10 protein-coding genes are annotated in these 11,613 nt (G+C 62.4%); 3 read left to right on the forward strand and 7 right to left on the reverse strand.

Features of this window, described 5'->3' with window-relative positions; all coding sequences use genetic code 11:
- Nucleotides 1-27 precede the first annotated feature (27 nt).
- Genes GA566_RS12210 through GA566_RS12220 form a run of 3 tightly spaced genes read left to right on the forward strand, consistent with a single transcriptional unit; the run spans nucleotide 28 to nucleotide 3,499 of the window.
- Nucleotides 28-1,146, forward strand: coding sequence for a glycosyltransferase (locus tag GA566_RS12210; protein ID WP_137925102.1), 1,119 nt, complete (start codon nucleotides 28-30; stop codon nucleotides 1,144-1,146).
- Nucleotides 1,146-2,396, forward strand: coding sequence for a lipopolysaccharide biosynthesis protein (locus tag GA566_RS12215; RefSeq protein ID WP_137925101.1), 1,251 nt, complete (start codon nucleotides 1,146-1,148; stop codon nucleotides 2,394-2,396). Before GA566_RS12210 ends, GA566_RS12215 begins: the two co-directional genes overlap by 1 nt.
- The gene (locus tag GA566_RS12220; RefSeq protein ID WP_137925100.1) at nucleotides 2,393-3,499 is read left to right on the forward strand and encodes a glycosyltransferase family 4 protein; all 1,107 of its coding nucleotides are present in this window, start codon (nucleotides 2,393-2,395) and stop codon (nucleotides 3,497-3,499) included. Before GA566_RS12215 ends, GA566_RS12220 begins: the two co-directional genes overlap by 4 nt.
- A gap of 39 nt (nucleotides 3,500-3,538) precedes the next feature.
- Here GA566_RS12220 and GA566_RS12225 read toward each other — a convergent pair whose 3' ends face one another.
- From GA566_RS12225 to wecB, 7 genes are all read right to left on the reverse strand, one after another.
- Complete coding sequence (locus tag GA566_RS12225; RefSeq protein ID WP_137925099.1) at nucleotides 3,539-4,714, reverse strand: hypothetical protein; 1,176 nt, start codon at nucleotides 4,712-4,714, stop codon at nucleotides 3,539-3,541.
- Between the two features lie 37 nt (nucleotides 4,715-4,751).
- Entirely contained in the window at nucleotides 4,752-6,728 is a 1,977-nt protein-coding gene (locus GA566_RS12230; protein ID WP_160472875.1) for a nucleoside-diphosphate sugar epimerase/dehydratase, read from the reverse strand.
- A complete protein-coding gene (locus tag GA566_RS12235) occupies nucleotides 6,719-7,894 on the reverse strand; it encodes a DegT/DnrJ/EryC1/StrS aminotransferase family protein (RefSeq protein WP_137927240.1) in 1,176 nt (391 codons plus the stop codon). Before GA566_RS12235 ends, GA566_RS12230 begins: the two co-directional genes overlap by 10 nt.
- Before the next feature lie 47 nt (nucleotides 7,895-7,941).
- On the reverse strand, nucleotides 7,942-8,568 hold the full coding sequence (locus tag GA566_RS12240) for an acetyltransferase (RefSeq protein ID WP_137927241.1): 627 nt from the start codon (nucleotides 8,566-8,568) through the stop codon (nucleotides 7,942-7,944).
- A complete protein-coding gene (locus GA566_RS12245) occupies nucleotides 8,565-9,158 on the reverse strand; it encodes a sugar transferase (RefSeq protein WP_137927242.1) in 594 nt (197 codons plus the stop codon). The genes GA566_RS12240 and GA566_RS12245 overlap by 4 nt, the downstream gene beginning before the upstream one ends.
- An 88-nt stretch (nucleotides 9,159-9,246) precedes the next feature.
- The gene (wecC, locus tag GA566_RS12250; protein ID WP_137927243.1) at nucleotides 9,247-10,467 is read right to left on the reverse strand and encodes a UDP-N-acetyl-D-mannosamine dehydrogenase; all 1,221 of its coding nucleotides are present in this window, start codon (nucleotides 10,465-10,467) and stop codon (nucleotides 9,247-9,249) included.
- Nucleotides 10,464-11,591, reverse strand: a complete 1,128-nt coding sequence (gene wecB / locus GA566_RS12255) for a non-hydrolyzing UDP-N-acetylglucosamine 2-epimerase (RefSeq protein WP_137927244.1) — start codon at nucleotides 11,589-11,591, stop codon at nucleotides 10,464-10,466. The genes wecC and wecB overlap by 4 nt, the downstream gene beginning before the upstream one ends.
- Nucleotides 11,592-11,613: the final 22 nt, after the last annotated feature.

Consider the following 11,613-nt stretch of genomic DNA (forward strand, 5'->3'; position numbering starts at 1 on the left):
GCCGTTCCGCACTCGTCAAACTCACCCATGCGCATCCTCCTGGTTGTCACCGGATTGAAAGTGGGTGGCGCCGAGCATCAGGTCGTGGCGCTGGCCCGCGAGTTCCTGCGGCTCGGCCATACTGTTGCCATTCTCAGCTTGTCTCCGGGACGTGAGATCGAGCCACCAGTCGATGCGCATGTCGTGGAACTCAACATGCGCAAGACGCCGGCCGGCATGGTCCGGGCCCTGGGTCAGGCACGTGCGCTGATCCACAACTGGCGGCCCGATGTCATGCACGCCCACATGGTGCATGCAAATCTGTTCGCCCGTGCGCTGACCCGCATCACGCGATGTCCGCCACTGGTCTGCACCGGACACAGCTTCCGGGAGGGCGGCCGCCTGCGCATGTTGGCGTACCGCGCCACAGATCGCTGGACCCGCCTGACGACCCATGTCAGCAGCGATGGCCGTCAGGGCATGATCGCGACAGGCGCCGTGCCCGCGCAGCGCATCGTCGTGATGCCCAATGGCATCGACACCTATCATTTCCAACCGGACCCGGCGCTGCGGCACGCGACACGCGCACAACTCGGCATCGATGGCAACACCCGCCTCCTTCTCAATGTTGGCCGGCTGGCGCCGGAGAAGTCGCAGGAGACGTTGATCCGCGCGTTTGCGCAGATCGATCCCGCTGTCCGCGCCAGACTGTTCATCGCCGGCGACGGCGCGCTGCGGCAGCCGCTATCCGAACTGGTGACATCGCTCGGTCTCGCGTCGAGCGTGACCCTGCTGGGGCGGCGCGATGACATCTCCGCGCTGCTCAACGCTGCTGACGCCTTCGCGCTGTCATCCAACGTCGAGGGGCTGCCCATGGTGCTCGTGGAGGCGCTGGCCTGCGGATGCCCTGTCGTTTCGACAAACGCACCCGGCGTAGCCGAAGTCGTCGGCGAACTCGGAACCGTGGTGCCGCGTGGCGACGTACGAGCGCTGGCCATGTCCTTGGCGAAGACGCTACGCGACGGCCGCGGCACACATGCCGAGCAAGCCGCGCGCCGGGACCGCGTTCTTTTAACGTTCTCGATCGACACGGTTGCACAACGCTGGCTGGCACTTTACGCGCGGCTGCCTTCGGGTGCCGTAGTGCCGGCAACGGAGACCGCCTGATGCGCCAGCGCGTGGCAGGCAATCTGCTCTGGATGCTGGCCGAGCGCGGCCTGCAGGTGAGCGTCGGTATCGGCGTCGTGGCCATGCTTGCGCGAGCCCTGGGGCCGGAAGGCTTCGCGCACTTCCAGTACGCGCAATCGATCGTGCTGGTTGCCGCATCGTTTGCACTCGTCTGCAGTGCCGAAGTGATCGTCCCCCGCCTTGTGGCATCACCCGCCCCCGCTGCGCAGCATCAGCTGTTGTGGCACGCATTCGTGCTGCGGCTTGCCGGTGGCATCGCGGGCTACATGTTGATGTGCGCATACCTCGCGGTCACCGGGCCTGTGGCGGAGAGCTGGCATGTTGCTCTGTGGCTTGGCATCGCCGTCCTTCTGCGCGAGCCCTTCGGCGTGTTCACCGCCTGGATGCAGGCCCATACGAACAATCGGCCCGGCACTCTGTTCAGCCTAGGCGCGTTGGCCATCAAGGCGGTGCTCGTGGGCACATTGTTCGCCATGCACGTCACAGCCGCAGACGGCTACGCGGTGGCATTCGCGGTGGAAGCGGTCGTGCTCGCCGCGCTGCTCGCCGGCTACTATCTCCGGCAGACACCCGCCACCGCCGCCCAATGGGAGCCGCAACTGGCAAGGCAACTATTCGGCGCCGGCGCACTATTCTGGGTTAGCTTTATCGTCATGATGGGCGCGCGACGCGTGGACCAATTGATCCTGCAGCCCGCCGTACCCGCCGCCGAGTTCGGCGCCTACGCGGCATGCATGCAGATTCTCGACAACTTCACGATGCTGGCAACGATTCTCGCGGCGGGTATCGCGCCGAGCTATGTCTATGCGCAGCAGCGGTTGGACGATGCGCACGCAAACATCGGACGCATCGCATTGGCGTTGGGCGGACTGGGCTTGGCCGGCGGACTCGCCATCGCCGCTTGCGCACCGTGGATCGTTACGCTGCTGTACGGACATGCCTTTGGCGCCACGGTGGGGTTGCTGCGCGTCGCGGCATTGGCGTCCGCGCTTGTCTTTGCGGATGTGGCACTGACCCTGCTGTTCGTGCATTTGCGCAAGCCTCGCTGGGTAGCCATCAAGTGGGCGCTCGTGCTGGCAACAATCCTCGCATGGGACCTGATGATGATCCCGCGCATGGGAAGCTGGGGCGCCATCGCCGGCTATGCACTCGGCAACGCCGTAGCAGTGATATTCGGTGCGGCATTCTGGTGGCGCTACCGCCCCGCTCGTGAAATGGCATCGGCATGAAAGCATCCGGCCACCCTACCGTCTGCTTCCTGACCGGCACGCTGAACGCCTTCGCCGGTGCTGAGCGCATGACGGCAGTCATTGCGAATGCGCTGGCGGAACGGGGGTATCGCGTGCTGATACTGAGCCTGTGGGACCGAGCGAGCGTGTTTCCATTGCATCCCGATATCGTGCATCACTCCGTGTTCGATATCCGACCATCGTTCAAGCGACACTACCTGACCACCGTCACGCAGATTCGACGATTTCTTCGGCAGCTCGACGTCGATGTTCTGGTAGAGGTAGACACCATGCTGACACTGTTCACGTTACCCGCAACGCTCGGACTGAACGTGCGGAGGATTGCGTGGGAGCACTGTCATTTCAATGAGGATCTTGGCAAGCCGGCACGACGATTTGCGCGCCGCCTGGCAGGCATGTCGGCGCAGGCAGTCGTGGTGCTCACCGAACGGGACAAGGCGCTCTGGCAAGCCGGCCTCGGCCGGATTCGCGCGAGTCTCGTGGCCATACCGAATCCGTTGCCTTTTCCGCTGCCGCCCCCTCGGTTGCCGGACCCCGGGGGTGACAGCCGCATTGTACTGGCAGTTGGACGGCTGACTTCGTCCAAAGGCTTCGATGTCCTGTTGCGCGCATGGGCGAGTGCCCGCCGTTCCATGCCCGGGTGGCAGTTGCGGATCGTTGGCGAAGGAGAATGTCGGCACGCTCTTGAAGCGCTTGCTGCAGAACTCGGCATCACCGACGGTTCGGTGATCTTCCCCGGCACCACGGATGACATGCCCCGCGAGTACGAGGCCGCATCGCTTTTCTGCCTGAGCTCTAGATACGAGGGATTCGGACTGGTGTTGATCGAGGCCATGGCCTACGGCCTGCCCGTCATTTCAACCAACTGTGAAACCGGGCCGAAAGTGCTGCTGTGCGATCAGGAAAATTCCTGGGTGGTGCCCGTGGAAGACACCACAGCCCTGGCCACGGCGCTAATCAAACTCTCCAGCCCCGACGCGCAGCCGTTGCGGCAGAACTTGTCGGCAAAAGCGCATCAGACGGCCGCGGCCTTCACGCTGGAACGGATTCGCGAATCGTGGCTTTCACTGCTTGAGCTATGAGAGTGACCGCACGCATGCATGCAATGCGGTCACCATGCGTCAGTCTTTCCGGAAACTTCCAGACGAGATAAATCGAACGACTTCTCTGCGCCAGAAGAATGCAGCGCCGACCAGGCCGAATAAGACCGCGAAGGCGAACGAAACCAGAGGCGGCGTCGGCATTTCCGGACGCCCGGGGATCGAAGGCTTTGCGAGGAACTGTGCCTGCGACTGGAAGCGCGCCACGATATGCGAAATATCCGCAGAGAGCGCTGCGGCTTTCTCACGCTCGGCGTCGGTCTTCGCGTTCTTCGCATGGGCAGCAAGCACTGCCGACAGCTTGACGACGCTATCGGCGCCACTGGCCGCCGAAGCAATGGAACTCTGCACGTCACTCAACATCGTCCGGAAGAACGCCTGCTGCTGCTGCTCCCGATCCAGGGCCTTGAGTTTGGCCTGATAGTCGATGATCTCCGACTCAGCACCCACCAGTTGTGCAAGCGGAGAAATGAACTTCTCATTCTCGCGTCGCAACTGTACGACCTGTGACCCTTCACGGCGCGCGGCTTCCGGATACTCGGCAACCACTCGCTTCAGCGCAGCGGCACGCACCTTCGCCTGTTCGATCGCAAATTCGAATTGCAGTGCGCGCTCGGCGGCCCGCTCGGAAAACTCCTGGCTCTGAGCCGACCAACGATACACTTGGTCACGCACAGCCTCTCGCGTGGCGATATCCTTAAAATAGCTGCCCAGCCAGTTTGCAATGGCAGCGGCTTCCGTCGGAGTCGGACCCAACGCGGCAAGTCGAACACCGAGGTAGGAGGTCGGGACTACAATCTTATCTTCCTGTTCCTGATCGGGATTGTCTCGCTGTCGCTGGCGCTGTCGCGAACGCTCCTGCTCCATCTGGATAATCAGATCGGGCAGTTCACGCGAATCGATCTTGCTGATCTTCGGCACCGGCGTCTGCCAATCGCTGGTGACCACCGATCGCACCAGCTTTTCCCGATCGTAGCCTGTCACATCTTTCGGGGGCACCACCGAGGCGAATTCGCGCAGCGTCTCGGCGTCACTCGCCAGCTCGGCGATCCGCTTGTATTCGCCGGTAGTCATCTCCACGTGAATGACACCCACCGACTTGTACTTGATCAACGGCCCATAGCCCAATGCGGCGCCGATGGCGGCTCCAACCGCCGTCGTCACCAACACCGCGATCAGCTTCTTGCTCACCTGCATGCCTGCTCTCCACTAATACTGTCGACCCATTACCTGCTTACACGCGCCCCGCCTTGCGGGACTCGATGGGCACTACGTTGGCCGGCACACCTGCAAGCTCCGGAGCGTAGCCCTGCACAAGGGTGCGCAGCAGGCTTTTCATTTTTTCCTGATTGTTGTCCAGCGCCGCCTGGCGCATCTCGGCCAGTATCGGCATCAGCTTCGCCCAAGGTACAAAATCCTCGTGCGCCTTCATGATCCGCTCGTGCTCCGTACCGCCCGGACTATTGCCGATCAGCAGTTCCTCGTAGAGCTTTTCGCCCGGGCGCAAACCCGTCACGCTGATTTCGATATCGCCGTCCGGATTGGACTCGTCCCGAACGGTAAGGCCGGACAGCTTTACCATGCGGCGCGCCAGGTCCACGATCTTGACAGGTGACCCCATGTCCAGCACGAAGACATCGCCGCCGTGCGCCATCGCGCCGGCCTGCAGCACGAGTTGGGCAGCCTCCGGAATCGTCATGAAATAACGCGTGACTTCCTTGTGCGTCACCGTGACCGGGCCTCCCAGACGGATCTGTTTGCGGAACAGCGGAACTACGCTGCCGCTGCTCCCCAGCACATTGCCGAAACGCACCATGGCGAACAGCGTCTGGTTCGACACTTCCTGCTCGCTTGCCTCCCCCGGTATCGGAAACGCCACGACCGGACTGTCCGACATTGCCTGGAGCACCATTTCCGCAACGCGCTTGGTGGCTCCCATTACATTGGTAGGGCGTACCGCCTTGTCTGTAGACACTAGGACGAACAGGGACACCCCCGTCTCCATGGCCACCCGTGCGGCAGTCAGCGTGCCGAAGACGTTGTTCATCACGCCTTCCGACGGATTGCACTCCACGAGCGGTACGTGCTTGTAGGCTGCCGCATGATAAACGGTGGCTGGCCGATACAGCTCGCAAATCTCACGCATGCGCCCATGGTTGCCGACGCTGGCGAGTAGCGGCAACAGTTCCACTTCCAGCCCATGGTCCGCACACAGTGTGACGAGTTCGTGATGAATCGCGTACAGCCCGAATTCATTGTGTTCCACCAGCACCAACTGGCACGGACGCTCCAGCACGATCTGACGACACAATTCGCTGCCGATGCTGCCGCCTGCGCCCGTGACGAGCACCACCTTGCCAGCGAGATTGCGGGCCAGCAGATGCGGATTTGGCGCGACGGGTGCCCGGCCCAGCAGATCCTCGACATCGAGTTCCTGGAAATCATGCACCGTAGTCCGTCCGGATGCCAGATCGGCCATGCCGGGCAGCGTACGGACATGCACTGGCAAATCGCGCAGGCGTCCGATGATCGCGTTGCGCCCGCCACGATCCATCGACGGAATAGCCAGCAGGATGTCGGTGATGCCCATCCGCTCCACCGCACTCTCCACATCCTCGGGGCCCATGATGTCCAGGCCATTGATCGTCCCGCCAATCTTCGCACGGTCATCATCGATGAAGCCGAACAATACAAACTGCCTCGACACGGCCAGTGCGGACGCGGTTTGCACGCCCGCCTCACCCGCCCCGTAAATCAGCAGGCGTCCCTCGCCAATCGACCCCGACGACCAACCGGCCAGCCAGTATCTGGCGACGGCACGGCTTGCGCCGACGAACAGGAGAAACAGGATGGGCTGGATCAACCCGAGGCTGCGCGGCACGCCTTCCCAGGTGAAAAGCACCAGTACAAGGAAGAACGTGACGCCGTAGAAGCCCACCGCCTTTGCGGTCGTGGCCAGCGCGGCCATTCCCGTATAGCGGAAGATCGCCCGATACAGGCCGAACCGCACAAAAAACGGAAATGCCAGGAGCGGGGCAATCAGATAGACGTATGGCTGCTGCAATACCGGCATGCCCACCTGCTCGGTGCGCAGGTAGAACGCACACCAGACCGAGGCGAGTGACAAGACCAGGTCCAGCGCCACCACCACCAGCCGCTTGGCAGGGCGCGGCAGTGCCAGCAGTGGCGTGGCGATCCGACTCAGCGACATGCTTGCCCCAACACCTCTGTCAGCACCGAGCACGTTTTGCCGATCTCGCTTTCCTTCAGCGTCGGATGAACCAGGAACATCAGGCTCGTCTCGCCAAGTTCGCGTGCGACGGGCAGCCGCGTTTCAGGACGCCATCCCGTACCGTCAAATGCCTTTTCGAGATACACCTCGGAGCATGAGCCTTGATAGCAGGGAACGCCTGCGGCGACCATGGTCTCGACGATGCGGTCCCGGGTCCAGCCCTCGGCGAGCATGTCGGGGCGAACATAGACGTAGCACTTGTACTGCGCGTGAACACTGCCGTCGGGCACTGCAGGCACCCGGACAAGCGGCGATTGGGCTGCGGCCTTCCAGATGCGCTCGGCATTGGCTGTCCGGCGGGCGGTCCAGTCGGCCATGCGGCGCAACTGGATACGTCCCACTACGGCCTGCATTTCAAGCATGCGCCAGTTCGTGCCGAATCCCTCATGCAGCCAACGGAAGCCCGGCGGATGCTGACGTTCGTACACGGCCTCGTAGCTTTTGCCGTGGTCCTTGAACGCCCACATGTCACGCCACACGCGTTCGTCGTTGGTGGTGACCATGCCGCCCTCTCCGCCGGTCGTCATGATCTTGTCCTGGCAGAAGCTCCACGCCCCCACGTGACCGATGCTACCGACCTTGCGGCCGCGATAGGACGCGCCGTGAGCCTGCGCACAATCCTCGATCACCTTCAGTCCATGTGTCTCGGCAAGTTCCATGATCGGGTCCATGTCGCACGGCCAACCGGCCAGATGCACACAGATGATGGCCTTGGTACGCGGAGTCAGCACACGGGCGATGGTTTCGGCGGAAAGGTTGCCGCTTGCAGCCTCCACGTCCGCAAACACGGGAATGGCGCCCGCGTTGACGACGCAGGACGTGCTGGCAATGAACGTTCTTGGCGTCACCACAACTTCGTCACCCGGGCCGATGCCGAGTCCCTTGAGCGCCAGGTCCAGGGCCAGCGTGCCGTTGGACAATGCAATGGCGTGGCGCGTACCGGTCCACTTGGCAAACTCCTGCTCGAACTCACGGCATTCCGTGCCGGTCCAGTAGTTCACCTTGTTCGACAACAATACCTGGCGAACGGCATCGGCCTCTTCCGAGGTAAAACTCGGCCATTGGGAAAAAGGGGTGTTTAGCATAAGTGTGCGAAGAATCAATCGTTAGTATCGTCGTCAAGACCTGGCGCTCACGCTCGCGTGAGCGGTTCCGCCGGGCAGCCTGTTACGGTCACCCCGTTTTCCACCGCGCGGACCACCACCGCTCCGGCACCAACCATGACGTTGTCCCCAATCTGAATACCTTGCCGTACTGCGGCACCCACGCCAACCCAACTACAGTCTCCGACCGTCACGTTGCCCGACAGGTGGGCGCCCGGACTGATATGGACCCCATGGCCGAGGGTGCAGTCGTGATCGACGGTTGCACCGGTGTTCACGATGCCGGCTGGCCCTATCACAGCGTCGGCATTGACCACGGCATTGGCCATGACGACCGTGCCACAACCCAGACTTGCAAACGGACTCACATACGCGCGCGGATGCACCACCGTGGCGAGCCGGGCACCAGCATTTTCGAGCAAGCCCTGCAACTTCCAGCGCGCTTCGCAATTCCCCACGGCAACGATGACGCCATCGAATTCGTCCAGTCTTGCCAGCAGTGCCGCGCTGTCTCCGACCACGGGCCAGCGACCGTTGCTGGTGCGGGACGGCCAGGCATCATCGAAGAAGAAGACTTCCTGCCAGCCAGCCGCAAGCGCCGCATCCGCAACGACCTTGCCGTGGCCACTTGCGCCAAGCAGCGCCAATGACTTCATGGCTTGTTGCCCGTGAACTTCGACATCGTTGCCTCGCCTGCGGCACTGATGCCTTCACGCACCAGCACCTTGCGCACCGTTAGCCAGAGAATCCGAATGTCCAGCCACAGCGAGCGATTGTTCACGTACCAGACATCAAGCGCGAATTTCTCGTCCCAGCTCAGCGCATTGCGGCCATTCACCTGGGCCCATCCAGTCACTCCGGGGCGCACATCGTGGCGGCGCGCCTGCTCCGGCGAGTACAGCGGCAGGTACTCCATCAACAACGGACGCGGACCCACAAGGCTCATCTCGCCCTTGATCACATTCCAGAGCTCAGGAAGCTCGTCTAGGCTGGAGCCGCGCAGGAACCGGCCGAACGTCGGCAGGCGATCCGCATCCGGCAGCAGGTTGCCGGCGGCATCCCGCGCATCGGTCATGCTGCGAAACTTGACCATCTCGAACGGCTGGCCATGCAGTCCCGGCCTGACCTGGCGGAAAAACACGGGACTGCCCAGCTTGCGGCGCACCATCCAGATCAGGACCAGGATGGGAACGGCGAGCAACGCCAATGCAAAACTGGCCAGCACGAGGTCAAAGAGGCGCTTCATTTGTAGAAATTCTGATTCTTTTGTGGCTACTGGCACTGGAGGCGACCTTGCAGGCCGCTCTCCATCACCGGGGTCAGGCAGGATGGCGTTACATCAGCACGCCACAGAAATCGAGCGCATTCGCCCGGGCCAGGGCTGCACGTACCTCTTCATCGGCGAACTGGCGATGCTTGACCAGTACCACCAGCACATCGGCCTGGGCCATGGCATCCTCCAGCGACATCAGCGGGAATGCATCGTGCGACTCGATATTCGGCTCGACCGCCACGACATCATAACCTTGCGACTGAAGCGCGGTGGCGATATGGACTGCGGGCGATTCACGCAGGTCGTCGATGTCCGGCTTGAATGCCAGCCCCAGGCAGGCAACCTTCGGCTTGCGAGCCACACGCGCCGAGGCATCGGCTACGGCCACCTTGATCTGCTGGATCGCCCACTCGGTCTTGTAGTTATTGACCTCACGCGCGGAGCGGATCAGCCGGGCGTTTTCGGGGTCGCGCGACACAATGAACCAGGGATCGACAGCGATGCAATGGCCGCCAACACCAGCGCCCGGCTGCAGGATGTTGACGCGCGGATGACGATTGGCCAGCTGGATCAGGTTCCAGACATTGATGCCGTCCTTCGCGCAGATCATCGACAGCTCGTTGGCGAATGCGATATTCACGTCCCGGAAACTGTTTTCGGTCAACTTGCACATTTCGGCGGTCTTGGCGTCGGTCTCAAGAACCGCACCACGCACAAAGCTCCGGTAGAAGGCCGTCACAGCGTGTGTGTCCTCGGGCTTCAGACCGCCAACCACACGATCGTTCTCGACGAGCTCGGTCATGATCTTGCCGGGCAGCACGCGCTCGGGGCAATAAGCCATATGCACGTTCGCCACGTCGACGCCGGCCGCGGCAAGCTCATCCGCCATGCGCTGGGTCGTACCGACCGGCGAGGTCGATTCCAGAATCACCATATCGCCAGCCTTGACGAGGCCGGCAATGCTCCGCGTTGCCGCGAGCACGTAATCGATGTTCGGCTGCGGAATGCCTTCGCCTTCGTGGAACGGCGTGGGTACGCAGATCATGTACACATCGGCAGCGCGCGGCGTGGTGAATGCCTGCAGGCGGCCCGCCGTGACGGCCGAGCGCACGAACGCATCCAGGTCCGGTTCGACGATATGCACGCGCCCCTGGTTGATCGTCTCCACGGCATGGACGTTCAGATCCACACCCACCACCTGGAATCCGTTGCTGGCCAGCAGTGCTGCAGTCGGCAGCCCGATATAGCCAAGGCCAACCACACACACAGTCTTCTTCGTCATTGCAAGGTCCTCAATACGTTGATGATCTTCTCGCACGCCTGCCCATCGCCGTACGGATTATGCGCACGCGCCATGGCCTTGTACTCGTCCTCGTTATCCAGCAGTACCGTCACGTTTGCGATGATCGCATCCCGATTTGCACCCACCAGGCGCACGGTGCCGGCCTCCACAGCCTCGGGGCGCTCCGTCACGTCGCGCATCACCAGCACCGGCTTGCCAAGGCTGGGCGCTTCCTCCTGAATGCCACCGCTGTCGGTCAGCACGATATGCGCGTGCTTGAGCAGGTACACGAAGGGCTCGTAGTCCAGCGGCTCGATCAGATGCACATTGGTCAGGCCGGCCAGAATGGTATTCACGGGCTTCTGAACGTTGGGGTTCAGATGCACCGGATACACGATATGGACATCCGGATATCGCTCGGCCAGTGATTTCAGCGCATCGCAGATCTGCAGGAATCCGTCGCCAAAATTCTCGCGGCGATGGCCGGTGACAAGCACGAATCGCTCGTCGCGCCAGGCAAAGGGCAGTTGGGCGTCGAGCTGGGCCGTCAGGCCTTCGCGCCGTTCCGGAGACTGTTCGATCCGGTCGAGCACCCAGAACAGCGCATCGATGACGGTATTGCCCGTCACGGCAATCGATGCGGGGTCCACACGCTCGGCCAGCAGGTTCTCGCGGCTGTACGCCGTGGGCGCAAAATGCCACTTCGTCACACGGCTCACCACTTGGCGATTGAACTCCTCGGGGAACGGTGCGTAGACATCGTGCGTACGGAGCCCGGCCTCCACATGGCCGACTGGAACACCCGCATAGAACGCCGCCATCGCTGATGCCAGCGTCGTGGTGGTGTCGCCATGCACCAGCAGGACATCTGGCTTGTGCTCGCGCAGCACGTCGCGCATGCCCAGCAGGACCGCCGACGTCACGTCATACAGGTCCTGTCCCGACCGCATCACGTTCAGGTCGATGTCGGGCTTGATGTCGAACACGCGCAGCACCTGGTCGAGCATCTGGCGATGCTGGGCAGTCACACAAAAATGCGTCTCGAACTCTTCAGGCAGGGCCTGCAGCGCGTGGTACAGCGGGGCCATCTTGATGGCCTCCGGACGTGTACCGAAAACGAGCATCACCCTGGTCTTGCGATTTCCT

Source organism: Cupriavidus sp. SW-Y-13, from assembly GCF_009793345.1.
Lineage (GTDB): Bacteria > Pseudomonadota > Gammaproteobacteria > Burkholderiales > Burkholderiaceae > Cupriavidus.

Excerpts from the sequence above, each read along its gene's own strand:
- GA566_RS12210 (WP_137925102.1), top strand. The coding sequence starts at position 28 with ATGCGCATCCTCCTGGTTGTCACCGGATTGAAAGTGGGTGGCGCCGAG.
- GA566_RS12215 (WP_137925101.1), top strand. The coding sequence starts at position 1,146 with ATGCGCCAGCGCGTGGCAGGCAATCTGCTCTGGATGCTGGCCGAGCGC.
- GA566_RS12220 (WP_137925100.1), top strand. The coding sequence starts at position 2,393 with ATGAAAGCATCCGGCCACCCTACCGTCTGCTTCCTGACCGGCACGCTG.
- GA566_RS12225 (WP_137925099.1), bottom strand. The coding sequence starts at position 4,714 with ATGCAGGTGAGCAAGAAGCTGATCGCGGTGTTGGTGACGACGGCGGTT.
- GA566_RS12230 (WP_160472875.1), bottom strand. The coding sequence starts at position 6,728 with ATGTCGCTGAGTCGGATCGCCACGCCACTGCTGGCACTGCCGCGCCCT.
- GA566_RS12235 (WP_137927240.1), bottom strand. The coding sequence starts at position 7,894 with ATGCTAAACACCCCTTTTTCCCAATGGCCGAGTTTTACCTCGGAAGAG.
- GA566_RS12240 (WP_137927241.1), bottom strand. The coding sequence starts at position 8,568 with ATGAAGTCATTGGCGCTGCTTGGCGCAAGTGGCCACGGCAAGGTCGTT.
- GA566_RS12245 (WP_137927242.1), bottom strand. The coding sequence starts at position 9,158 with ATGAAGCGCCTCTTTGACCTCGTGCTGGCCAGTTTTGCATTGGCGTTG.
- wecC (WP_137927243.1), bottom strand. The coding sequence starts at position 10,467 with ATGACGAAGAAGACTGTGTGTGTGGTTGGCCTTGGCTATATCGGGCTG.
- wecB (WP_137927244.1), bottom strand. The coding sequence starts at position 11,591 with ATGCTCGTTTTCGGTACACGTCCGGAGGCCATCAAGATGGCCCCGCTG.